19 protein-coding genes and 1 pseudogene are annotated in these 22,352 nt (G+C 70.1%); 9 read left to right on the top strand and 11 right to left on the bottom strand.

Features of this window, described 5'->3' with window-relative positions; translation table 11 throughout:
* Nucleotides 1-15 precede the first annotated feature (15 nt).
* The 11 genes and pseudogenes from WFG93_RS12095 to WFG93_RS12045 all read right to left on the bottom strand — a co-directional run bounded on the left by WFG93_RS12095 (nt 16) and on the right by WFG93_RS12045 (nt 10,803).
* The gene (locus tag WFG93_RS12095; protein ID WP_336646587.1) at nt 16-675 is read right to left on the bottom strand and encodes a hypothetical protein; all 660 of its coding nucleotides are present in this window, start codon (nt 673-675) and stop codon (nt 16-18) included.
* Nucleotide 676: 1 nt separating this feature from the next.
* Nucleotides 677-1,618, bottom strand: a complete 942-nt coding sequence (locus WFG93_RS12090) for a carbohydrate ABC transporter permease (RefSeq protein ID WP_336646586.1) — start codon at nt 1,616-1,618, stop codon at nt 677-679.
* Nucleotides 1,615-2,610 carry a carbohydrate ABC transporter permease gene (locus tag WFG93_RS12085; RefSeq protein ID WP_336646585.1) on the bottom strand — a complete coding sequence of 332 codons (996 nt, stop codon included), beginning with the start codon at nt 2,608-2,610 and terminating at the stop codon, nt 1,615-1,617. Before WFG93_RS12085 ends, WFG93_RS12090 begins: the two co-directional genes overlap by 4 nt.
* A gap of 85 nt (nt 2,611-2,695) precedes the next feature.
* Nucleotides 2,696-3,991, bottom strand: a complete 1,296-nt coding sequence (locus WFG93_RS12080) for an ABC transporter substrate-binding protein (protein ID WP_336646584.1) — start codon at nt 3,989-3,991, stop codon at nt 2,696-2,698.
* Nucleotides 3,992-4,164: 173 nt separating this feature from the next.
* Entirely contained in the window at nt 4,165-5,079 is a 915-nt protein-coding gene (locus WFG93_RS12075) for a hypothetical protein (protein ID WP_336646583.1), read from the bottom strand.
* The gene (locus WFG93_RS12070; protein ID WP_336646582.1) at nt 5,076-6,179 is read right to left on the bottom strand and encodes a Gfo/Idh/MocA family protein; all 1,104 of its coding nucleotides are present in this window, start codon (nt 6,177-6,179) and stop codon (nt 5,076-5,078) included. The genes WFG93_RS12075 and WFG93_RS12070 overlap by 4 nt, the downstream gene beginning before the upstream one ends.
* Before the next feature lie 66 nt (nt 6,180-6,245).
* Nucleotides 6,246-6,938 carry a cupin domain-containing protein gene (locus WFG93_RS12065; protein WP_336646581.1) on the bottom strand — a complete coding sequence of 231 codons (693 nt, stop codon included), beginning with the start codon at nt 6,936-6,938 and terminating at the stop codon, nt 6,246-6,248.
* Nucleotides 6,935-7,831: a PmoA family protein gene (locus tag WFG93_RS12060; protein WP_336646580.1), complete on the bottom strand. Its 897-nt coding sequence runs from the start codon at nt 7,829-7,831 to the stop codon at nt 6,935-6,937. Before WFG93_RS12060 ends, WFG93_RS12065 begins: the two co-directional genes overlap by 4 nt.
* The gene (locus tag WFG93_RS12055; RefSeq protein ID WP_336646724.1) at nt 7,828-8,517 is read right to left on the bottom strand and encodes a Gfo/Idh/MocA family protein; all 690 of its coding nucleotides are present in this window, start codon (nt 8,515-8,517) and stop codon (nt 7,828-7,830) included. The genes WFG93_RS12060 and WFG93_RS12055 overlap by 4 nt, the downstream gene beginning before the upstream one ends.
* 145 nt (nt 8,518-8,662) lie before the next feature.
* Nucleotides 8,663-8,968: pseudogene (locus tag WFG93_RS12050) on the bottom strand (Gfo/Idh/MocA family protein); the annotation flags it as partial.
* A complete protein-coding gene (locus tag WFG93_RS12045; RefSeq protein WP_336646579.1) occupies nt 8,965-10,803 on the bottom strand; it encodes an ABC transporter ATP-binding protein in 1,839 nt (612 codons plus the stop codon). The gene WFG93_RS12045 and the pseudogene WFG93_RS12050, both read right to left, overlap by 4 nt.
* 48 nt (nt 10,804-10,851) lie before the next feature.
* Between WFG93_RS12045 and WFG93_RS12040 the strand changes: the two genes are divergently transcribed.
* From WFG93_RS12040 to WFG93_RS12000, 9 genes are all read left to right on the top strand, one after another.
* Nucleotides 10,852-11,841: a LacI family DNA-binding transcriptional regulator gene (locus WFG93_RS12040; RefSeq protein ID WP_336646578.1), complete on the top strand. Its 990-nt coding sequence runs from the start codon at nt 10,852-10,854 to the stop codon at nt 11,839-11,841.
* Nucleotides 11,842-11,914: 73 nt separating this feature from the next.
* Nucleotides 11,915-13,252 carry a Gfo/Idh/MocA family protein gene (locus WFG93_RS12035; RefSeq protein WP_336646577.1) on the top strand — a complete coding sequence of 446 codons (1,338 nt, stop codon included), beginning with the start codon at nt 11,915-11,917 and terminating at the stop codon, nt 13,250-13,252.
* Nucleotides 13,249-14,181, top strand: a complete 933-nt coding sequence (locus WFG93_RS12030) for an NAD-dependent epimerase/dehydratase family protein (RefSeq protein WP_336646576.1) — start codon at nt 13,249-13,251, stop codon at nt 14,179-14,181. Before WFG93_RS12035 ends, WFG93_RS12030 begins: the two co-directional genes overlap by 4 nt.
* A complete protein-coding gene (locus WFG93_RS12025; RefSeq protein WP_336646575.1) occupies nt 14,178-15,077 on the top strand; it encodes a 5-dehydro-4-deoxyglucarate dehydratase in 900 nt (299 codons plus the stop codon). Before WFG93_RS12030 ends, WFG93_RS12025 begins: the two co-directional genes overlap by 4 nt.
* Entirely contained in the window at nt 15,074-16,180 is a 1,107-nt protein-coding gene (locus WFG93_RS12020; protein WP_336646574.1) for a mandelate racemase/muconate lactonizing enzyme family protein, read from the top strand. The genes WFG93_RS12025 and WFG93_RS12020 overlap by 4 nt, the downstream gene beginning before the upstream one ends.
* 5 nt (nt 16,181-16,185) lie before the next feature.
* Nucleotides 16,186-17,937, top strand: coding sequence for a glycoside hydrolase family 35 protein (locus WFG93_RS12015; RefSeq protein WP_336646573.1), 1,752 nt, complete (start codon nt 16,186-16,188; stop codon nt 17,935-17,937).
* Nucleotides 17,937-18,902: a serine hydrolase domain-containing protein gene (locus WFG93_RS12010; RefSeq protein ID WP_336646572.1), complete on the top strand. Its 966-nt coding sequence runs from the start codon at nt 17,937-17,939 to the stop codon at nt 18,900-18,902. Before WFG93_RS12015 ends, WFG93_RS12010 begins: the two co-directional genes overlap by 1 nt.
* On the top strand, nt 18,899-21,091 hold the full coding sequence (locus WFG93_RS12005; RefSeq protein ID WP_336646571.1) for a beta-galactosidase: 2,193 nt from the start codon (nt 18,899-18,901) through the stop codon (nt 21,089-21,091). Before WFG93_RS12010 ends, WFG93_RS12005 begins: the two co-directional genes overlap by 4 nt.
* Before the next feature lie 211 nt (nt 21,092-21,302).
* Nucleotides 21,303-22,334, top strand: coding sequence for an autoinducer 2 ABC transporter substrate-binding protein (locus WFG93_RS12000; RefSeq protein ID WP_336646570.1), 1,032 nt, complete (start codon nt 21,303-21,305; stop codon nt 22,332-22,334).
* Nucleotides 22,335-22,352 lie beyond the last annotated feature (18 nt).

Here is a 22,352-nt window from a genome sequence, read left to right as displayed (position 1 = left end):
CAAAGAGAGTCCCGCTCAGCGCCGTCGGCGACGAGCAGGCACGGCGAGCACGGCGAGAGCAGCGCACCCGATCGCGGGAATGAACAGAGGCATGAGCGCCCAGGTGACCACGCCGACGAACACGACGGTCGCGGCGAGGAAGAGCGCGCCGACGGGATCGTGCAAGACCGCCCGCGGAACGCTGCGAACCGCGCGCCGCCACCCGGCCTCCGGTGACCACTGACCGGCGGCGACCAGAATCGCGACCGCGAGCACTGTCAACGCCGACCAGCCGAAGACCGACACGAACGCGCCGCCGGGCAGTGCGCCGGTGCCGGCGAGGTCGATGTCCAGCACCAGGATCGCCGCGAGAAGCGCGGCCACGGCTCCGCCGACGGCGCCGGCGCCCAGGCCTCGGCGGAAGTCCCCCCAGAACAGCGCGACGCTGGAACCCTCTGCCGCAGCGAAGCGCCGCAGATGACGCACACCCGCGGCGAGTGCCACCGGAAGCGTGACCACGGGAAGGCTCGCCACGGTGATGAGCAATCCGACGGTGAGAACCTCGCCGAACAGGCCGAACTTCGCCGTCGCCCCGGGATTCGGTCCCGGGTCGTAGGCCTCCGCGACCGGCCCCGCTCCCGAGCGCGCTTCGCGCATGGCGGCCCGACGCTGCGCCCCCACTGTCTCGCGCGCCATGTCAGCCCTTCAGTCCCTGGGTCGCCACGCCGTCGACCAGGAAGCGCTGGAACACGATGAAGAACAGCAGAATCGGCAGCAGTGCCACGAACGAGGCGGTCACCGTCGCGCCGTAGTCGCTCGTCGAGGTCTGGTCGTTGTACAGGCGCAGTGCGATCGGCAGTGGATAGTTCTCGGGGCTGGTCAGGTACAGCAGCGGGCTGAGGAAGTCATTCCAGGCCCAGATGAACGCGAAGATGGCGCACGTGATCAGCGCCGGCTTGATGAGCGGCAGGATGATCGACCAGAAGATCCGCATGTGACCGGCTCCGTCGATGCGCGCGGCTTCGTCCATGTCCCGAGGCATCTGGCGGATGAACTGCACGATGAGGAACACGAAGAACGCCTCCGTGGCGAGGAACTTCGGCAGGATCAGCGGGATGAACGTGTCCACCCAGCCGAGCTTGTTGAAGATGATGTACTGCGGGATGATCACGACGTGGAAGGGCAGCAGCAATGTGCCGATCATCGCAGCGAAGAGGATGCTCAAGCCCTTGAACTGCACGCGGGCGAAGGCGTACGCCGCGAGTGAGGACGAGATGACGGTGCCGACGACGGCGGACGCCGCGATGATGAACGAGTTCAGGAAGAACTTCCACATCGGCACGCCGGCGATGCCCTCCATCACCTTGCCGTAGTTACTGAAGGTGGGCGAGTTCGGCAGCAGTCCCGGGTTCGAGCCGAACTCGCCGTTCGGCTTGAAGGTGGCGAGGAACAGCCAGAGCAGCGGGTACAGCACGACCGCGGTGAGGACGATGAGCCCCACGAACCAGACGATGCTCTGCCAGGTCTTCCGCTTGATCCGCCGTCGCGGGGCAGCAGGGCCCGACGGGTATGTCTGCTGTGCCGCGAACGCGGCCGAGGTGGTGGAACCGGATATGGGCGCGGGGTTCGCCGTGGTCATTTGTCGTCTCCTGCGTAGTGCACCCAGGACTTCTGCGTGCGGAAGAGGATGAAGGCGAGGAGGGCGACCACGATCAGCAGCACCCACGCCATCGCTGCGGCGTAACCCATCTGGCCGTCGGAGAAGCCGCGCTTGTAGAGGTAGACCGTGATGAAATTCGTCATGCCCGCCGGACCGCCGGTGCCGTTGGAGATGATGTAGGCAGAGGCGAACACCTGGAAGGCGCCGATGAGCCCCAGCAGCAGGTTGAAGAACATCACCGGGGAGAGCATCGGGATCGTCACCGCCCGGAATCGGCGCCATGCTCCGGCGCCGTCCATCTCGGCAGCCTCGTACAGCTCCTTGGGGATCTGCTTGAGCCCGGCGAGGAAGATCACCATGGTCGAGCCGAACGTCCACACGTGCAGCAGGATCATCATCGGAAGCACCATCGAGGGGTTGCCGATCCAGCCGCCGAGGTTGATCCCGAACGTCTGCAGGCCCGCGTCGACCGGGCCGTCGGTGGCGAACATGGCGCGCCACACGATCGCCACCGAGACGGAGGCTCCGATGAGTGAGGGCGCGTAGAAGGCGGAGCGGAAGAAGCCCGCGCCCTTGTCGCGATAGTTCAGAAGCATGGCCACTCCGAGCGCGGCAGCCAGCGTGATCGGGGTTCCCACGAACACGTAGATCAGAGTGATCTCCGCGGACTGCAGGAAGACCGGGTCCTTCGAGAACAGCCGGATGTAGTTGTCCAGGCCGATCCAGCGCGGCGGCTGGAAGATGTTGTACCGCGTGAACGACAGGTACAGCGAGTACACCATCGGCACGGCGGTGAGGCCGAGGAAGCCGATCAGCCACGGGGTCAGGAACGCGTAACCGGCCGCCGTCTCTCGGCGAGCACGGGCGCGTTGACCGGCCCGAACGGGGTCGACCTCACGACGGCCCTTGCGCAGCAGATGCGTGCTGGGCCGGTCTTCGGTGACGATGACCCGTGTCGCGGTGGTGCTCATGGGCGATCCTTCCGGGAATGCAGTGCGGGGTGGAACAGGTGGAGGGCTGACGGGCCGGGACGTGTCCCGGCCCGTCAGTCGTCTCTCACTGGTTGAGGACGACGTCCATCTCGGAGAAGAACTGCTTCACCGCGTCGTCGACCGTGATGGTGCCGAAGTTCAGCTCGGTGCCGAGCTGACGGAACTTCTCCTCCAGGGTGCCGTATCCGACGATCGGGACCGGAGGGGCGTCGCCGAGGCGGTCCTGGATGGACTCCTCGTACTCCTTGATCTGGGTGCTCAGCGGGTCGAGATCGGCGGCCTCGAGGGCGGTGGTGGATGCCGGCAGACCACGGTTCGTGCCGAAGATCTTGCCCGACTCGGGCGAGTTGATGAGGAAGTTCACCAGCGTCGCCGCGGCCTCCGGGTGCTTGGTCTTCGCAGCGATGGCGTGCAGCATGGAGGGCTTCAGGTACAGGTCCTTGGCCCCCTTCTTGGTGACCGGCGGGGCCAGCAGGCCGAGCTCGGTGTAGCCCTCGCCGAGGTTGCCGAGGTAGCCGGCGCCGAAGTTGTCCCAGGTCAGCTCGCTCGCCGTCTTCGCCGAGTCGAACGCGCCGAGCGGGCTGAGTTCCTCGACCTGCTGCTGCGGGACGCCGATGCCGTCGCGGATGGGCGCGCCCTCCTCCCAGAACTCTGTCAGACGCTTCTCGTCGAAGCCGGGGGTGCCATCCTCGTTGAAGAGGTTCTTGCCCTCGCTGCGCAGCTGGAGCTCGAAGTTCTGGATGCGCCCGGTGTAGTCGCTGCCGCCGTAGAACTCGCCGCCGGCGGCGTCGGTGACCGTCTTCATCCACTCGGTGTAGTCGTCCCAGCTGCCGCCCTGGAACTCCTCCACGCCGGCGGTCTCGAGCAGCTTCGGATTGGTGAACAGGCCCCAGGCATTGGTGGAGGTCGGGATCGCGTACGTCGTGTCGTCGACGACGCCGATCTTGAGGATGTTGTCGGCGAGCGGCTTCTTCTCGATGATGCCGCCGATGTACGGGTCCAGGTCCAGCAGCAGGCCGTTCTGGGAGTACTGGCGCAGGTACGAGTAGTCGAACTGCATGACGTCGGGCAGACCGCCGCCGGCGGCCTCGGTCTGACGCTTCTCCCAGAACTCCGGGAAGCCGAGGAAGGTGGAGTTCACCTTGATGTTCGGGTACTCCTCGTTGAACGCCTCGATGGCCTGGTTGTACAGCTCGGCGCGCACATCGTTGCCCCAGAACGCGAGGTTCAGGGTCACCTTCTCGTCGGGGTTGTAGGTGCTGGCGGGCTGGGCAGAGCCACCGCCGCTGCAGCCGGCGAGGACCAGTGCGGCCCCCGTGGCGAGGGCGACTCCGGCCGCCAGACGCTTGCTGTTGAACATCTTCGTCCTCTCTGTGAACGTCCTCGTTCGGCAGAGCCGCGGAACGTCCCTGTCCGTGCGATTGCAGGTGCGCGATCCTCGGTGCTGGGAAAGCGCTTGCCATGAAAGCTAACCCAAATTGAAACGTTTCGCAAGAGGCAGCCGCGACCGCGCCGAGGCGCGCGCCGCGCGACTCATGCCGGCACCGCGACGAGCCGAGCGTCTTCGACCGCGAGCCGCACGCGTCGCACGGCCGATCGTCGCACCTCGCCGCTGCCGGCGTGCGGAGCGGCGGGAACGGCACGGCAGAAGTAGTAGAACCACATGTCCTCGCCGTGACGCACGTGCGCACCGTGATGCCCGTGTCCGCCGGCGGGGGTCGTGTCCAGGATGACATCATCCGCTCCGCCCTGGCGCTCCCATCGGATGCCGTCCGCAGAGCGATGCACACCCATCCCGCGCCACTCGTCGACGATCATCCACCACCACCCGCCGAGCTCGAACACGTCCGGACCCTCGTGCGCACGCCCGCCGACGGCGATGCCGTCCAGACGCCACGCGATCAAGTCGGTGGAGGAGGCGACCGTGGTCACCGAGCCGGCCGCCTCGTCCTTGCACCACAGTCGCCACAGGCCGTCCGTGGTGCGCGCGACCGCCGCGTCGATCACGCGGTCGCTGCTGAGCACCAGCGGTCCCGTCCTGCTCCAGCTGCGGAGATCGTCCGAGACGTACCCGACGATGTCGCGGGCGTGCCCCGGCCAGCGGTCGGGGATGCCGTCGATCTCGGTGAGGTACATGCGCCACTGCATGCCGTCCCAGACCACTTCCGGCGCCCACTGCGTGCGGTCGACGTGCGCAGGCGGTGGCCCTGGCTCCAGGAGCAGTCCGGAAGGTCCCGGCTCCAGCGTGCCCGCATAGCTCCAGCGGATGCCGTCGCCGGACACGGCGACGCCGATGCGGCTGCCGTGCACCCACGCGACTCCGGGCCCGGGGTGCGAAAGCGACGCGCGACGCTGGGTGTAGAACATCCACCAGCGGCCACCATCGTCGATGACCACCCGCGGGTCGGTGACCCCGTCGTAGACGGGGTCGCGGTACAGCTCGCTCATGCCCGCAGATCCACCACGGGACTGGCGAAGCTCGCGCGATGCGTGGGGTGCGCGGCGAGGATCTCCGGGGTGATGATGCCGCCGCCTGCGGCCGCGGAGGCGTAGATCGCCGCGACGAGCTCCAAGGAGCGGGCGGGCGCGTCGGCGGTCGAAGGCAGCGGCCTGCCGTCGAGCAGGGCGTCGAAGACGTCACGCAGCAGCGGCGCGTGGTCGCTGCGCACCTCGGCATCCGGAAACGCCCACCCGTCGGCCTCCGATTCGAAACCGGGGGCCGCGGTGATGCGCCAGTTCTCGTGCCCGTGCCCGTAGAGGTGATCGACCGTGACAGTCGCCTTCTGCGTGTCGATGCGGATCGAGCTGGTCTCGCGGGGGGAGACCGCGCTGGTGATGACCTGGGCGACGACCCCTGCCTCGAAGACGATCGTGGCGGTGGAGACGTCCTCCGTCTCGGTCTCCCGGTCCAGCCGGAACAGCCGCCCCTGCACACTCGACCAGTTCCCGAGCAGGTGCGCCAGAAGATCGATCTGGTGGATGCCGTGCCCCAGAGTCGTCCCGCCACCCTCGGTCTGCCACTTGCCACGCCAGGGCACGGCGAAGTAGTCCGCGTCGCGGAACCAGAGCGTCTGGCAGACGGCGACCAGGGGCCGTCCGAGCGCACCGCTGCTCAGCAGGCCCCGGACGTGCGCGGCGGCCGTACCGGTGCGCTGCTGGAACACCACGGCCAGCTGTCGCCCGGCGGCGTCCGCGGCGGCGCGCATCTCGTCCAGCTCGTCCAGCGACGGCGCCGGCGGCTTCTCGACGATCACGTGCGCACCCGCGGCGAACGCCGCGAGCGCCTGCACACGGTGCGGCCCCGGGGGCGTGCAGATGAGCACGACATCCGGGCGCTGCTCTTCGAGCATCTCGTCGTAATCGCCATACGACACGGCCACGTCGTACTGGGCCGCGAACGCCGCCGCACGATCGACGCTGATGTCGGCGACCGCGACGAGCTCCGCCCGCGAGTGCGCGGCCACGGCCTGCGCGTGCAGTCGGGCGACGGATCCGGTTCCGACGAGCACGCAGCGCAGCGTGCGCCGGGACTGGGGATGGGGCTTCATCGATCCTCCTCGGGGACGGATCGATCATAACGTTTCAAATCCGCCTGCCGTCGTCCGGCTCTCAGGTCAGGACCACTCCCAGGCGCGCAGCATTCCGCACATGCCGTGACCGCGCTCGGTGGACGTCGACGCGACGCGGGAGACCTGGGCGTCCGCCAAGGCGCGCTCGTCGCCGGACGCGAGCAGCGCGAGCCGCCGGGCAGTGCGCTCGGTCTCGGCGAGGACCGTGGAGCGCCAGAGCGTCTGCCAGCCTGCGACCTTCGGCTGCACGAGCTTCACCGCCTGGCGGTGAAGCTCGGAGACGGCATCCGGACCCGCGTCCCTGAGAGCGGCGAAGCCGCGCACGGCGAGATCCCGCCGGGCCCTGGCGGCCTCCGCCCGCTCGGCGCCGTCGGGCAGCCTCGCTGCCGCGGCGTAAGCGTCGGGATCGTCGAGCACATGAGGGGGGAAGGTCAGCACGGCATCGCCCGCTTCGGGAAGCCCGGCGTTGGACATGACCACGAGCAGCCGGAGGTCGCCGTCGTTGATCAGGCGGTGCACGGTGCCGGGAGTGAACCAGAGCACGTCGCCGGTGGCGAGCGGATGCTCGGCGAAGCCCGCGGCCGACAGGGTCTGCACGCCCCCCGTACCGCCGATGACGACGTAGCCCTCGCTGGAGGCGGTGTGCAGATGCGGGGAACCGCCCCGGCATCCGTCCTCCGCCTCCCAGTCGTAAACCTCCAGGTCGCTCAGGGCGACACCACCGGGGAAGACGCTCACAGCAGGCTCCGCAGTTCGCCAGCGATGCGCGCGGCGTCGCCGGCGTCCGCATCCGCGATCCCCACCGCGTAGCGGAACACCACGGTGTCACCGACCGCCACGTCCAGCTCCTCGCTGAAGAACGGCGCTGGGTTGAGGGCGGCGAACTCCTCGGAACGGGCGAACCACTGCGGCGGGTGATGCGGGTTGTCCACGGCGTCCGCCATCACGACCAGCGAGGTGGCGTCCACCACATCATGGCGTCCCTCGTAGGCCATCCACTCGTGCCGCTGGCCGCGCACATCCGCGCCGGTTCCGGTGCCGTCGGCGGTGACCAGGCGTCCATCCGTGAACGAGCGAGGTCCGCGCCAGAACAGGCCGCCGTAGCCGGCGTTCTCGCGGCCTTTCGTCGTGGGCGAGCCGATCGCGATCGTCGCGTCGGTCACGTTCGTCATCGCGGTCTGGAAGGTCAGCGCCCAGGCCGTGTCCTCGAGCACCCGGGCCGTCAGCGTGCGACGCTCGGTGAACATCCGGCGACCGTCCTGGGTGATCCATTCCAGGTCATGGCTGAACTTCGCCACGCCGTGCTCGATCGTGCAGTCGATCACCGCGACGTGGCTCTGCGTGCCGTCGTTCGGCAGTTGCAGGTAGCCCCGGTCGCCCACGTAGGTCGGCCCACCCCAGAAGTTCTCGTCATCGACCACGGGCAGCGACCAGGCGATGCCCTTGTGCCAGACGTGATCCCAGGGCCGGAACAGGCTCACCACCCGGCCTGCGCGAGTGCGGATGGGGTCGATGTACGGCTTCGGCGACTCGAGCTGCGGGGAGTCCGGGAGGATGACGTATCGGAACAGGTCGACGGCGCCGTCGGACACGACGATCTCCGTGTCGGTGCGGACCAGCTGCAGAGTCATCGGATGCTCTCCTCGTTCTTCACCGGATCGGTGACGTTCTTGATCGGATGCCAGGGCACGGCGTTCCCATCCATGGAGCGCCAGAACGGGTCTGGGTCGATGATCTCACCGGCGGCGACCGCCCGTCCCTGGAACGCGGAGGCGTAGACGGCGGCGGCGAATTCCAGCGTGCGCCGCGCATCGACCGCGCTCACGGCCGGCTCGTCCCCGGCGGCGAGCGCAGAGAGGATCGCGGCGATCTGGTCGCGGTGAGAACTGGCGGCTCCGGCCGTGGCATCCGCCTGCCACTGCTCGAGAAGCTCTTCGCGCCCCGGCACCGACGTGAAGCGCCAGTCGGCTTCGACATAGCCGTACAGATGCTCCACCTCGACCGTGGCGAACTCGAAGTCGAAGCGCAGCCGCGAGCTCTCCCGGGGCGAGACGATCGAGTTGACGACGGTGGCCAGCGCACCGCTGTCGAACTCCACCACGGCCATAGACACGTCTTCGGTGTCCGTCGGCAGCAGCTGCCTCGCAGCGAAGGCCGTCAGCCGCGACCAGGGGCCGAGCACGGCGAGCAGCAGATCGAACTGGTGGATGCCGTGGCCCACCGTGGGACCGCCGCCCTCGACGCTCCACAACCCGCGCCAGGGCAGGTCGAAGTACTCGGGTGTGCGATGCCAGAGGGTCTCGCAGGTCGCGACCAGCGGACGCCCCAGCTGTCCAGCCTTGCGCCATGCGCATGAGCCGCTGGGCCGGGGCGCCGAAGCGGTGCTGGTACACCGTGAGTGCAGGCACGCCGGTATCGCGCGAGACCCGCACGATCTCGTCCATCTCCGACAGACTCAGCGCCGTCGGCTTCTCCACGAGCACCGGCACGCCCGCGCGCATGGCCTGGATCGCCAACGGCGCGTGGGTCTTCGGGGGCGTGCACACGTGCACCAGGTCGATACCGCCTGCCGCGAACAGATCGTCAGAGGTCGCGAACACCTGGGTGGCGCCGAACCGTTCGGCGAACACCCGCGCGCGGTCCTGATCGAGGTCGGCGACGGCGACCAGCTCGATCCGGGGCGAGAGGTCGCGGATGGCCTGGGCGTGCGCGTGCGCGATGCCTCCGGTGCCGATGATCGCGGCGCGCAATGGCTGAGGGATGGTCATGATCCTCCTTCTTCGGCGGAACGGGATGTCTGAGGAAGCGGGATGGTGCCGGTGATCACGGGCGGCTCCCCGTTCTGCGCCTTGTGCAGCTGCACGTAGCGGCCATCCAGCGCCATCAGCTCGGCGTGCGAGCCCTGCTCGGCGATGCGGCCGCGCTCGAGCACGACGATGCGATCGGCCCGTCGAACGGTCGAGAGCCGGTGCGCGACGATGAGCGTGGTCCGGCCGTGCATGAGCCGCTCGAGCGCCTCCTTCACCAGGCCCTCGGACTCGGGGTCCAGCGCGCTGGTGGCCTCGTCGAGCAGCAGGATGCGCGGGTTGCGCACCAGGGCGCGGGCGATCGCCAGCCGCTGTCGCTGACCGCCGGACAGGCGTGCGCCGCGCTCCCCGACGACGGTGTCCCAGCCGTCGGGCTGCTCGCGCACGAACTCCCACGCGTTGGCGTCCCGCAGCGCCTTCTCGACGCGCTGCGGCGTGGCATCGGGAAGCCCGTACGCGACGTTGTCGAAGATCGAGCCCTCGAACAGCACCGACTCCTGCGGCACGACCGAGATCGACCGGCGCAGGGTGCGCACGTCCAGCTCCTGCAGATCCTGTCCGTCCACGAGGATGCGTCCGCCGGTGGGCCGCACGAAGCCGAGCACGAGGTTCAGCAGCGTCGACTTGCCCGACCCGGACGAGCCCACGAACGCCACCGTGTCGCCGGGAGCGATGCGCAGGTCGATCGCATGCAGGGCGTCGTCGCCGGCATCCGCGTAGCGATGGGTGACGGCGTCCAGCACGATCTCGCCGTTCACCTCCCGCACGACGCGCTTGCCGGAGTTGTGCTCGATGTCCGGCTCCTGCAGCACCTCCGCGATGGAGCGCACGGATTCCAGCCCGCGGGCGCCGACGGGGATGAGCATGAGCAGCTGCGTGAGCCCCCCGGTGAGCAGGGTGAAGTACGTGGAGAGCATCACGACCTCCCCGGGCGAGATGGGCAGCACGCCGGTGATCGCGAACACCGCAGCGAGCATGAGACACGCCACTCCCAGCAGCTGCATCGCCACCCAGGAGACGGAGGCGACTCGGCCGTTGAGAAGGTCGAGATCGAGTCCCGCGCGTCGCACACCGTCGGCGCCGTCGGCGACGCGGGTGATGGCTGTCTGCTCCAGGCCGTGCGCGCGGGTGACGGGGATCAGCGAGGCCATCTCGCCGACCCGGGCCGACAGCTTCTCGATCTCGCGGCGGAACGCCTCGTTGCGCCGTTGGGAGCGCTTGCGCATGCCGTAGCGGATGCCGATGGCGATGGGCACCGCGAGTGCGTACACGGGCAGGAACTGCGGGACCGTGATCGCCGTCATGCTGAGCGCGCCGAGCATGACCATGGTCGATGACAGCAGCGGATGCGTGACCTGCTGCAGCATCAGCTCGACGTTCTCGACGTCGCGCACCACCTTCGTCTGCACGATGGAGGCGCTCACCCGCGTGTGGTATCCGATCGACAGGCTCTGCAGGCGTGCGGTGAGGGCGTTGCGCAGGTCCGCCCCGAGATCGCGGACAACGGTCATGAAGTTGCGCGTGTAGAGGAGGTGGTTCGGATAGTTCTGCAGCAGAAGCAGCGCGGCGAGTGCGAACCACCACAGCACGCCGCTGACCGCGCCGCGCAAGGCGACGATGTCGATGATGGCGGCCGTGACCACCGGCAGGAACCAGACGGGGGTCTCCTTGACCGCGAACGCCAGGACAGCCGCCGTCAGTCGCCAGGGGCGGCGGGTGACCAGGCGCAGAACGGAGCGGGTCGGATACTGTCCGTCGATCAGCGCCGCCGGTTCGGAAAACGCTTTCTGAGCCATGGGCCCATCGTAGTGTCGCCTATGCTCGTTCGGAAGACGGGAGCACGGATGCCGAGGGCGAAGATCACCGAGGTCGCCCGCGAGGCGGGCGTCTCGCTGTCGACCGTCTCGCGCGTGATGAACGGCAATCCCACCGTCGACGCCGGGCTGGCGGAGCGCGTGCGGGAAGTGGCCGCTCGCCTCGGCTACTCGGCCAGCCCCCTCGCTCGCAGCCTGGTGCTCGGACGCACGCAGACCATCTCGGTCGTGATTCCCGACCTCGCGAATCCGACGTTCCAGGCGATCCTGCGCGGGCTGAGCCATGCGGCCGCGAAAGCCGGCTACCACGTGCTGATCTCGGACTCCGAGGAGCGGGTGGATGACGAAAGCGTGCTTGCGACGACGACCCGTCGACGCACCGACGGCGTGATCCTGTGCGCACCCCGCCTGCCGCAGAACGAGCTGAGCGCGCTACTGCCGGCGATCGGACCCGCCGTCGTCGTCAACCGTCCTCCGCAACCGCATGCACCGACAGTCTCCGCCGACTACGGGGCCGCCACCTCCGAGCTCATCGCCCACCTCCGATCACTCGGACATCGACGCCTCGCATTCCTCTCCGGCCCCGCGCACAGCGCATCGGGTGAGGCACGCCGACGCGCCATCGCCGCAGCATGCGCACGTGACCCGTTTCTGGAGGTGGTCGAGATCAGTGCCGGCGTCGACTTCGACAGCGGAGCGGCCGCCGCCGACGCCGTGCTCGCCAGCAGGGTGACGGCCGCACTCGCCTTCAACGACCTCGTCGCGATGGGATTGCTGTCGGCGGTGGCCTCCCGCGGCGTGCGCGTCCCGAAGGATCTGTCGATCGCGGGCTTCGATGACATCCCGTTCTCCGCCTACACGAGTCCACCGCTGACGACGGCATCCGTGCCCGCCGCCCAGATCGGCGAGTGCGCGTGGGCAGCGATGCACGCGCTGCTCTCGGGCGTCGAACCGGCGGCGAACGTCACTCTCGCGCCGCAGCTCGTTATCCGCGCGAGCACCGGACCCGCTCCCGGCTGACCCGCGCTGCGACCCGTGTATCGGTGCCGCGTGCTAGCCTGAGAAAACGTTTCCCGACGGACTGGAGTCACTGATGCGCCGCCTTCGCTACGCCCTCGCCGGAGCCGGTCACCGTGCACAGATGTACGTCGCCGCCATTCTCGACGAGCACCGCGAGCGCGCCCAGCTCGTCGCGATCTGCGAGCCGAACCCGGTGCGCGCCGACATCCACGCCCGCGCCGTGGTGGAGGGCGGCGAGCCCCGTCCGCGCATCGGCACACCGGACGAGCTCGAGCAGCTGATCACCGAGGAGGGGGTCGATCGCGTGATCATCACCGCGCGTGACGATCTGCACGCCGAGCTCATCGTGCGTGCGCTGGAGGCCGGCGCCGACGTCGTCGTCGAGAAGCCGCTCACCATCGACGCCCCCAGCGCCGCCCACATCGAGGATGCGGTGGCCCGCACCGGGCGCCGGGTGGTACTCACCTTCAACTACCGCTACTCCCCCCGCAACAGCGCGCTGCGGCAGGTCCTGCAGGACGGCGAGATCGGCGAGATCACGTCCATCGACTTCTCGTGGATGCTCGACACCAATCACGGCGCGGACTATTTCCGCCGCTGGCACCGGGAGAAGAAGAACTCCGGCGGCCTGCTCGTACACAAATCGAGCCACCACTTCGACCTGGTGAACTGGTGGCTGCGCTCGCAGCCGCGCCGGGTGTTCGCCTCGGGCGGCCTGCGGTTCTACGGCGCGCAGAACGCCGCCCGCCGCGGCCTGGGCATCCGGCCCGCCCGCGGGACGCACGACGGCGGCGACCTGTTCGAGCTCGACCTGCGCACCGACCCGCACCTGAAGGCGCTCTATCTCGATGCCGAGAAGCACGACGGCTATCTGCGCGACCGCGACGTGTTCAGTGAGGGCATCACCATCGAGGACAACCTCGCCTTGATCGTCGACTACGCCTCCGGGGCGACGCTGTCGTACTCGCTGAACGCGCACTCGCCCTGGGAGGGGTACCGAGTCGCCGTCAACGGCACACGGGGCCGCGCCGAGCTGGAGGTCGTCGAGCGCGGCGCGGTGCTGGCGGGCGAGGGACTGCACCCTGCCATCGATCCCAGCCTCGCCAATACCGACCGCACAGCCAGCCTGCGCCCCGAGGGCGAGCGCCTGATCGTGCAGAAGCACTGGGGCGAGGCGTACGAGGTGCCGATCCGCAGCGACGCCGGGGGACACGGGGGCGGAGATGTGCTGCTGCTGAACGATGTCTTCGAGGGGCCCGGAGAGGACCCGCTGTCGCGGCCCGCGGATTGGAGCGACGGCATCCGCTCGATCGCCGTCGGCATCGCGGGCAACCTCTCCCTGGAGAGCGGAATGCCGGTGCAGATCGCCGACCTCGGCATCCGCCTGCTCGAGGCTTCCGACGCGTCATGACCCGTATCGTCGTCACCGGCGGTGCCGGCCGGCTGGGGCGCAGCCTCGTCGCCGGTCTCGCCGAGCGCGGTCACGAGGTGCTCTCCCTCGACCGCGAGGTCTCCGCCGCCCCGCAGCTGGCGGACGCGCAGCAGGTGGCGATCGACCTCACCGATGCGGATGCCACCGCTGCCGCTCTCCTGGCTGCGAAGGCGGATGCGCTGATCCACCTCGCCGCGATCGCCGTGCCGTTCAGCGCCCCTGAGCACGTCATCCTCGGCGCCAATGCCGCCCTCGCGATGAGCGTGCTGGGCGGGGCGGTGCGGGCGGGCATCGGCCGCGTGGTCGCCGCATCCAGCCCGACCGTGCTCGGCTACGGCGCAGCCGGCTGGCTGCCGGACCGCCTGCCCCTCGACGAGGACAGCGCCCCACGACCCTGGCACGCGTATGGACTGTCGAAGCACCTCGTCGAGCAGACCGTCGACATGCTGCACCGGCAGCGCGACGACATCCGCTTCGCGGTCTTCCGGCCCTGCTACGTCATCGCCCCCGAGGAGTGGGCGGGCGTGCCCACCCAGCAGGGACACACCGTGCAGGAGCGGCTGGACGATCCCACACTGTCGGCGCCCGCGCTGTTCAATTACGTCGACGCCCGCGATGTGGCCGACTTCACCGACACCCTTCTGCGGGCCATGCCCGAGCTGCCCGGAGCGGAGACGTTCTTCGTCGGCGCCGACGACGCGCTGGCCCGCGAACCCCTGGCGACGCTCCTGCCCCGATTCGTGCCGGGTAGCGACGAGCTCTCGGCCGGCCTCACCGGCACCGCCCCCGCGTTCTCGAACGCCAAGGCCGCGCGGCTGCTCGGCTGGCGTCCGGGACGGTCCTGGCGCACCGAACTCGTCCCCCGCGCCCCTCAGCTGCAGACCGAGACCCAGGGAGCTCCGGCATGAACTTCGACGGCATCCTCTTCTTCCCCGTGACGCCCTACGGCGACGGAGGCACGATCGACCACGACATGCTCGGCCGGCATGTCGCCCGCGGCGTCGCGGCCGGTGCAGGCGGCGTCTTCCCGGCGTGCGGGACTGGAGAGTTCCACGCACTGTCCGCCACCGAGGCTGCGGACGTGGTGCGCACTGCCGTCACGGCGGTCGGGGGTCGGGTGCCGGTCATCGCGGGCGTCGGCGGCACATTCGGTCACGCCCTCGAGGTGGCGCGGGCCGCGGCCGATGCGGGGGCGGACGGCCTGCTCGTGCTGCCGCCGTACCTCGTCAGCGGCACACAGGAGGGCCTGGCCACCTACGTCGAGCGGATCGCGCACTCCTCCGGCCTGCCGGTGATCGTCTACCACCGCGGCATCGCCCAGTACTCGGTGCCGACGATGCGCCGCCTGGCGCAGAACCCCCGCGTGGTGGGCTTCAAGGACGGCACCGGCGACCTGGGCGCCGCCCAGCTCATCGTGCGCACCGTCGCCGAGGAGGGCCGCGACGACTTCGCCTTCTTCAACGGGCTGCTCACCGCGGAACTCACGCAGGGCGCCTACCGCGGCATCGGCATCCCGCTGTACTCCTCGGCCGCGTTCGCCATGATCCCCGAGGTGGCCAACGCGTACTATCGGGCCTACGTCGACGGCGATGAGGACCGACGGCTGCAGCTCCTGGACGGCTTCTACCGCCCCCTTGTCGCGCTCCGCGACGAGACCCCCGGGTTCGGGGTGTCGCTGATCAAGAGCGGCCTGCGCCTGCAGGGGATGCCGGTAGGGTCGGTGCGCCCGCCCCTGGTGGATCCCACCCCTGGGCAGGAGCAGCGCCTGGCGGCGATCCTCGAGGCGGGCCGCGCGCTGCTGTGAGCACCATCGCCCGCCTCGACACGCGGCTCCTGCGGGTGCCGTTGACCCGTCCGTGGGCAGCGGACGTCACAGCGGTGCGGGTGATCGCCACGCACGTGGTGCGCTCGGACGGCGCCGAGGGCTGGGGCTTGTCCTGGACCCCGCAGATCGGCGCGGAGGCGGTCCATGCCCTGCTCGCGCACGACATCGGCCGGGCGGCGGTGGGTCGGTCGGCCGTGCCGGGCGCGGAGTGGCAGGCGCTGTGGGAGCATCTGCACGAAGCCGGTGGCGGCGGCATCACGACGATCGCCCTGGCCGGGCTGGACCTCGCGCTGTGGGATGCCGAGGCGCGTGCGTCCGACCTGCCGGTCTCGCTGCTGCTGGGGCGCCGGCGCGACTCCGTGCGCGCCTACGGATCAGGGGTGAACCTGCACTACTCGCAGGAGGAGCTGGTCGCGCAGGTGCAGCGCTGGGTCGACGCGGGGTTCCCTGCCGTGAAGATCAAGGTCGGCAGGGCGGCCCTCGCCGAGGACGTCGCACGCGTCGCCGCCGTGCGCGAAGTGCTCGGACCCGGGCGGGAGCTGATGATCGACGCCAATCAGCGCTGGGACCTGGAGCGCGCCACCCGAGCCGTGCAGGCGCTCGCGCCGTTCCGGCCCGCCTGGATCGAGGAGCCGCTGCGGGCCGAGGACCTCGCCGGGCACGCCGAGCTCGCCCGCCGCATCGACGTGCCGATCGCGCTCGGCGAGAACCTGCACACCGTGCACCGCTTCGGAGAGTTCCTGCGCGCCGGCGCGGCACAGATCGTGCAGCCCAATATCGTCCGGGTCGGTGGGATCACGCCGTTCCTGCGGATCGCCGCGCTCGCCGAGGAGCACGGCGCGGCACTGCACCCGCATCTGCTGCCCGAGCTGTCGGGGCAGCTCGCACTCACCCTGTCAGGCAACGTGGCCGAACCGTGGGCCGAGGACGTGGAGGACGCCGGGTTCGGCGAGCTCGGCGTCCTCGCCGATCCTTCGCCCGTCGCCATCACCGACGGGCGCCTCACCGAGCTGCCCCATCACGGCCTCGGCATGCGATTCGCGGACGCGGCCGCCGTCAGAAAGCGCTTTCCGATACGCTGAGGGCCATGACCTCCCGCTTCGTGATCGGCGAGACCGACTTCCTCCTCGATGGTGCACCGCATCGCATCATCTCCGGCGCGATGCACTACCCGCGCGTGCACCCCGAACTCTGGCGCGATCGGGTCCGCAAAGCCCGGCTGATGGGCCTTAACGCGATCGAGACCTATGTCGCCTGGAACGCGCACGAACCGGTCAAGGGCGAATGGCGCGAGGACGGCGACGTGGATCTCGGCCGCTTCCTCGACATCATCGCCGAGGAGGGCATGCACGCCATCGTCCGGCCCGGCCCGTACGTCTGCGCCGAGTGGCACAACGGCGGACTGCCGACCTGGCTCACATCCGACCCGAACATGCGGCTGCGCAGCAGCGACCCGGCGTACCTCGCCGAGGTGTCGGCCTACCTGCAGAAGGTCAACGCCATCGTCGCTCCGCGTCAGATCGATCGAGGAGGCAGCGTCATCCTCGTCCAGATAGAGAACGAGTACGGCGCCTACGGCTCGGACAAGGAGTATCTGGATGCCCTCGTGCGGCTCACCAGGGCATCCGGCATCACCGTTCCGCTCACGCAGGTCGACCAGCCCATCCCGCACATGCTCGAGAACGGCGCGCATTCGGAGCTGCACAAGACCGGCTCCTTCGGCAGCCGGATCGACGAGCGCCTGGCCACCCTGCGAGAGCACCAGCCCACCGGCCCGCTCATGTGCATGGAGTTCTGGTGCGGCTGGTTCGACCACTGGGGCGAGAAGCACCACACGACGGCATTCGCCGACAGCGCCGCCGACCTCGACCGGCTGCTGACAGCCGGTGCGTCCGTGAACATCTACATGGTGCACGGCGGCACGAACTTCGGACTGACCGCCGGCGCCAACGACTCCGGCCGCTACCTGCCGATGGTCACCAGCTACGACTACGACTCCCCCGTCAGCGAGTCGGGCGACCTCACCGAGAAGTTCCACGCGTTCCGCGAAGTGATCGCCAGGCACGCACCGGTACCCGACCTGCCCGACGCCCAGCCGGCGCTCGCGCCGACACCGCACGCCGTGCTCGAGGCGGTCACGGACCCGCTCGCCCTGGTCGCCACCGACCTCGGCGAGTTCGAGACCCCGCCGACGATGGACGAGCTCGGCGCCGACATCGTGCTCGTCGAGTACGTGACCGACGCACGCGGTACGGGAGTGCTGGAAGCGGAGGTCCGCGACTACGCCTGGGTCGAGCGCGACGGCCGCCCGGTGGGACGGTTGCAGCGCACGCTCGGCGACGGCTCCCTCGCGCTCCCCGAAGGGCAGACGCTGCGCCTGCTCGTCGAAGAGACCGGCCGGGTGAACTACGACCAGGAGATCGGCGAGGCCAAGGGCCTCATCGGCACACCGCGCCTGGACGGCCGGGCACTCGACGGCCCGTGGCGGGTGCGCGCATTCGACGTGGCCGCGCTGGGGGCCGCCGTATCTGATGCCGCCCTCACCGCACCCGTCGAGTCCGGGCGCACCGTCGGCCCGGTCGGGCTGCGCGCGGCGTTCGAGCTCGACGAGGCCGCCGACCTGTTCCTCGACACCGCCGGCTGGGGCAAGGGCTACGCGTGGGTGAACGGCTTCTTCCTGGGCCGCTACTGGCGTCGCGGTCCGCAGCGCACCCTCTACGTGCCGGCGCCGGTCACACGCGCCGGCCGCAACGAGGTCGTCATCGTGGAGCTGGAGGCCGTGGCGGACGCCACCGCCCGGTTCCTGCCCCGACCCGACCTCGGCCACGAGGTGGAGTGATGGGCTTCGACTCCGCCTTCGACTGGGCCCGTAGTCACGTCGCCGAAGGCCGGCTGCCCACGGCCGTGCTCGGCGTGGCCACCGCCGACGGCACGGTCGCCCTCGACGGCTTCGGCACGGGCACGGATGCCTCGTACCCGCTGTTCTCCATCACCAAGGCGCTCATGGGTATCACTGCAGCCCGTGCGGTGGAACGTGGTCTGCTGACGGCGGAGACGCCGCTGACCGCGGCCGTGCCCGAGTTCGGCAGGAAGCGCGACGACATCGTGCAGCTGCGTCACCTCGTCAGCCACACCTCCGGCATCAGCGAGCCGCCCCTGGACACCGCCGTGCCGCTGCGCACAGAGCTCGTCGCTCAGGGGCGGGATTTCGCCGCCGGCACGGCGTCGCGGTACTCCACCCTCGCGTTCGAGGGCGTGGCCGCCCTCACCGAGCACGCGACCGGCGTGCCCTGGGACGAGGACACCCGGCGGTGGGCCGCATCCGTCGGCGCCGACGGACTCACCCTGGAGCACGACGGCGCGCTGGACGTGCCGGACGCCGCCGCGGGCGGTCTGGACATGACCCGGTTCCGCGCCACCCGGTCGCCGGGTGCCGGCCTGGTGGGCAGCGCGCAGGACCTGCTGCGGATCGGATCGGCGCTGCTGCGCATCCACGGCGGTGAGCAGGGCGGCATCCTCGCACCGGCGACGCTGCGGATGATGCTCCGGCCGCTCACCGGTGCCATCCCCCGTCTGGAGCCCTACCCCGCCGAGCGCGGTCAGGACTGGGGCTTCGCGTTCAACCTGCGCACGCGCGCCCCTGGCCTGATCGACCAGGACGTCTACGGCCACGGCGGCTGGGCAGGCACCGAGTTCTGGGTGCACCCCTCGGCCGGCCTGTGCTGGGTGCTGCTGACCAACCGTGCCGTGCGCGAGGGCGTCGACGCGGACGAGCTCGACAACGCCGTGGTGTCCGGTCGATGATCCACGTCGTCCGCCACCGGGGCTGGCTGATTCCCCCCGTGCCCAGCCGCCTGCCCGAGCCGGGCGACGCCGGGCGCGGCATCACCGTCACCGACCGTGCGCTGCTGCACGACGGCGCGCCCGTCGTGCCGGTGTCCGGTGAGATCCACTTCAGCCGCCTGCCGCGGGAACGGTGGGACGAGCGGCTGCGGCAGATGCGCGCCTCCGGCGTCACACTGGCATCCGCCTACGTACTGTGGCTGCACCACTCCCCCGAGCGCGGGGTGGCGCACTTCGACGGGGCGCGCGACGTCGGCGCCTTCATCGATGCCTGCGCGGCGGCCGGTCTGGACGTCGTGCTGCGCATCGGCCCATGGGCGCACGGCGAGGCCCGCAACGGCGGCTTCCCCGACTGGGTGCAGGCCGCGGACGTGGAGCATCGCAGCGACGATCCCCGCTACCTGGAGCTGGTCGCGCAGTGGTTCGCGCAGCTGGCGGCGAATCTCGACGGCCGTGCCCGCCCCGGTGGGCCGGTGATCGCGATCCAGCTGGAGAACGAGCTGTACGACCGGCCGGATCACCTGGTGACCCTGAAGCGGATGGCGAGGGATGCCGGGATGTCGGCGCCGCTGTGGACCGCGACAGCCTGGGGGGCGGCGAAGCTGCCGCTGGGCGAGGTCATGCCCCTGTTCGGCGGGTACGGCGACGGCTTCTGGGCCGACCCGGAGGACGACTGGGATCCGTCCTTCCGCGCGCACTACTTCCCCTCGCACACCTGGGACGACCCCGGGGTGGGCGCCGACGTGCGTGCGGCGCAGGGATTCGCCGAGGCGTCGTCCCCGGCATCCGATTGCACCCTGCTCGGCGGCTTCCCGCCGGCGACGTGCGAGCTCGGCGGCGGGATGGCGACCGCCTACCACCGCCGCCCAGTGCTCAGCGGCCGCGACGTGGCGGCGCTCGCACACGGGAAGATCGGCAACGGCTCGGCCTGGCAGGGGTACTACATGTACGTCGGCGGGCGCAATCCCGCGCCGGCCATGCAGGAGACCCAGGCGACCGGCTACCCGAACGACATGACGGAGTTCAGCTACGACTTCCACGCGCCGATCGGCCAGTCCGGCGACCTGCACGCGTCGGCCGCGCTGCTGCGCGCGCAGCATGCCTTCCTCGCCGCGTTCGGCCGCCGGCTGGGCGGGATGACCTCGAGCCTGCCCGACGTGCTGGCGAGCGGTCTCTACGACGCCGCGACACTGCGCTGGGCGCTGCGCTCCGACGGTTCGGAGGGGTTCTGCATCATCACGCACCACCAGCCGCACGTGCCGGTGCGCGCCGTTCCGCAGGTGCAGCTGCGCGTGGAGCTCGACGACGAGACTCTCATCCTGCCCCAGACGCCGGTCGACATCCCGCCCGGCACGCTCGCCCGGTGGCCGGTGAATCTGCGTATCGGTGATGCGCGGCTGCGGTGGGCGACGGCATCCGCGCTGACCGTCCTGCCCGGCGAGATCCTCGTGCTGGCCGCCGATCCCGGCGTCCCGGTGGAGGTCGCGGTCGAGGGCGCGGCACCCCGGCGCGTGCAGCCGGGGCTGCACGAGGTCGGCGGGATGGCCCTGCTCGTGCTGGACGACGCGACGGACGCCTGGGTGCTCGGCGACCAGCTGTGGCGCTGCGATGGTCAGCTGCTGTGGGACGGCACGCACGTCGAGGCCAGGGATGCCACGCGAGCGCGCCGCTTCGACCCTGCCGTGCGACGCTGGGTCGAAGTCGACGTGCCGCCGATGCGTTCGCTTCAGGCGGTCGGCGTGCGACGGATGCGCAGTGCCGGTGACCCGCCTGCCGACCACGGCTTCGAGGGGCGCCGCCACAGCGCGCCGACGCCGGACGTCTTCGACGAGCTGGCCGCGGTGTTCGCCCTCGACATGCCGGCCTGGACCGGTGACGCGCTGCTGGACATCGATTGGGCAGGCGACGTCGCGCAGCTGCGCGTGGACGGCACGACGGTCGACGACAGGTTCTGGGATTGGACTTGCTGGTCGGTGTCCCTGGCGGATGTAGGGGCCACCCCCGCCAGCACCCTCACCCTGCACGTGCTGCCGCTGTCCACGCGCAGCACGGTCCACCTGCCTGCGGCCACCCGGCCGCTACGGCAGGATGCCGCGCGAGGCGTCGTCGCCTCGGTGACGCTGCGCGAGCGCAGCGGCCGGCGGGTGTGAGCGCAATCCGTTGCCGACGCGCTCCGTAACGCCTCGGTGATGAATCGTTACAATCTCGTGACGGCACACTCTTCCACGCCGTGTCGCCACGTGCCACGATGGCCTCACGCCGGCACGACTGGTCTGCTCGAGCCACCGGCGACCATGAATGCGTCCGCGTGACGCTGTGATCCCGTGGGCCTCGCGCCCGCGGCCTCAACGAGGAGGTTGCATGAAGATCATCGGAAGGATCGTCGTGGCCACGGCGGTCGTCGCCCTCGCCGCCACCACCATGGCGGGCTGCACCCAGCGCGGAAGCGGGGGCGGCTCGTCGGAGTCACCGGGAGGCGGCGACAAGGAGGTCTCGGTCGCCTTCGTCCCCAAGCTGCAGGGCATCCCGTACTTCGAGGCCATGAACACCGGCGGCCAGGCGGCCGCCAAGGACCTCGGCCTGAAGTGGCTGTATCAGGGACCGACCTCCGCCGACGCCGCAGCGCAGGCCGACATCGTCCGCTCGTACATCCAGCAGAAGGTCGATGTGCTCTTCGTCGCACCCAACGACCCGAACTCGATGGCCCCCGTGCTCCAGCAGGCCAAGGACGCCGGCATCCATGTCGCCACCGCTGACACGGACGCCCCGGACTCGGTGCGCGAGCTGTTCGTCAACCAGGCCTCGACCGAGGGCATCGGGCAGACCCTGACCGATGAGCTCATGAAGGCCATGGGCGGCAAGGGCAAGTACGCCATCGTCTCGTGCGGCGAGACCGCCGAGAACCTGAACTCCTGGATCGCCGTGCAGAAGAAGTACACGGCCGAGAAGTACCCGGATGCCGAGATCGTCGACATCGTGTACGCCGGTGAGGACCAGGCCAAGGCCACTCAGATGGCCACCGATCTGATGAACGCCCACCCCGACCTCACCGGGCTCGTCGGCGAGTGCACGTCCAGTGCACCTGGCGTCGCGCAGGCCGTCGCGGATGCCGGCAAGGTCGGCACGGTGTTCACGGTCGGGCTCGGAACGCCGCAGGCGATGAAGCCCTACCTCGAGGCCGGTTCATCCAGCGCCTCGGTGCTGTGGGACGTCGAGGCGCTCGGCTATCTCACCGCCTGGGCCGGCCAGCAGCTGGCCGAGGGCAAGGAGATCCCCGCCAAGCCGGATGTGAAGGCCGCGCCGGAAGCGAGCTACGACTCCAGCACGAAGGTGCTGCTGCTCGGCCCGCCGCTGGTCATCACGAAGGACAACGCGGGCGACTTCTCGTACTGACGATCCACGTGGCGTGTG

The organism is Microbacterium sp. USHLN186 (assembly GCF_037145155.1).
Taxonomy (GTDB): Bacteria; Actinomycetota; Actinomycetes; order Actinomycetales; family Microbacteriaceae; genus Microbacterium.
This window is presented reverse-complemented; position numbering and strand designations above follow the sequence as displayed.

Excerpts from the sequence above, each read along its gene's own strand:
- WFG93_RS12070 (WP_336646582.1), bottom strand. The coding sequence starts at position 6,179 with ATGAAGCCCCATCCCCAGTCCCGGCGCACGCTGCGCTGCGTGCTCGTC.
- WFG93_RS12040 (WP_336646578.1), top strand. The coding sequence starts at position 10,852 with ATGCCGAGGGCGAAGATCACCGAGGTCGCCCGCGAGGCGGGCGTCTCG.
- WFG93_RS12080 (WP_336646584.1), bottom strand. The coding sequence starts at position 3,991 with ATGTTCAACAGCAAGCGTCTGGCGGCCGGAGTCGCCCTCGCCACGGGG.
- WFG93_RS12045 (WP_336646579.1), bottom strand. The coding sequence starts at position 10,803 with ATGGCTCAGAAAGCGTTTTCCGAACCGGCGGCGCTGATCGACGGACAG.
- WFG93_RS12095 (WP_336646587.1), bottom strand. The coding sequence starts at position 675 with ATGGCGCGCGAGACAGTGGGGGCGCAGCGTCGGGCCGCCATGCGCGAA.
- WFG93_RS12030 (WP_336646576.1), top strand. The coding sequence starts at position 13,249 with ATGACCCGTATCGTCGTCACCGGCGGTGCCGGCCGGCTGGGGCGCAGC.
- WFG93_RS12085 (WP_336646585.1), bottom strand. The coding sequence starts at position 2,610 with ATGAGCACCACCGCGACACGGGTCATCGTCACCGAAGACCGGCCCAGC.
- WFG93_RS12005 (WP_336646571.1), top strand. The coding sequence starts at position 18,899 with ATGATCCACGTCGTCCGCCACCGGGGCTGGCTGATTCCCCCCGTGCCC.
- WFG93_RS12010 (WP_336646572.1), top strand. The coding sequence starts at position 17,937 with ATGGGCTTCGACTCCGCCTTCGACTGGGCCCGTAGTCACGTCGCCGAA.
- WFG93_RS12000 (WP_336646570.1), top strand. The coding sequence starts at position 21,303 with ATGAAGATCATCGGAAGGATCGTCGTGGCCACGGCGGTCGTCGCCCTC.
- WFG93_RS12035 (WP_336646577.1), top strand. The coding sequence starts at position 11,915 with ATGCGCCGCCTTCGCTACGCCCTCGCCGGAGCCGGTCACCGTGCACAG.
- WFG93_RS12025 (WP_336646575.1), top strand. The coding sequence starts at position 14,178 with ATGAACTTCGACGGCATCCTCTTCTTCCCCGTGACGCCCTACGGCGAC.
- WFG93_RS12015 (WP_336646573.1), top strand. The coding sequence starts at position 16,186 with ATGACCTCCCGCTTCGTGATCGGCGAGACCGACTTCCTCCTCGATGGT.
- WFG93_RS12090 (WP_336646586.1), bottom strand. The coding sequence starts at position 1,618 with ATGACCACGGCGAACCCCGCGCCCATATCCGGTTCCACCACCTCGGCC.
- WFG93_RS12060 (WP_336646580.1), bottom strand. The coding sequence starts at position 7,831 with ATGACTCTGCAGCTGGTCCGCACCGACACGGAGATCGTCGTGTCCGAC.
- WFG93_RS12075 (WP_336646583.1), bottom strand. The coding sequence starts at position 5,079 with ATGAGCGAGCTGTACCGCGACCCCGTCTACGACGGGGTCACCGACCCG.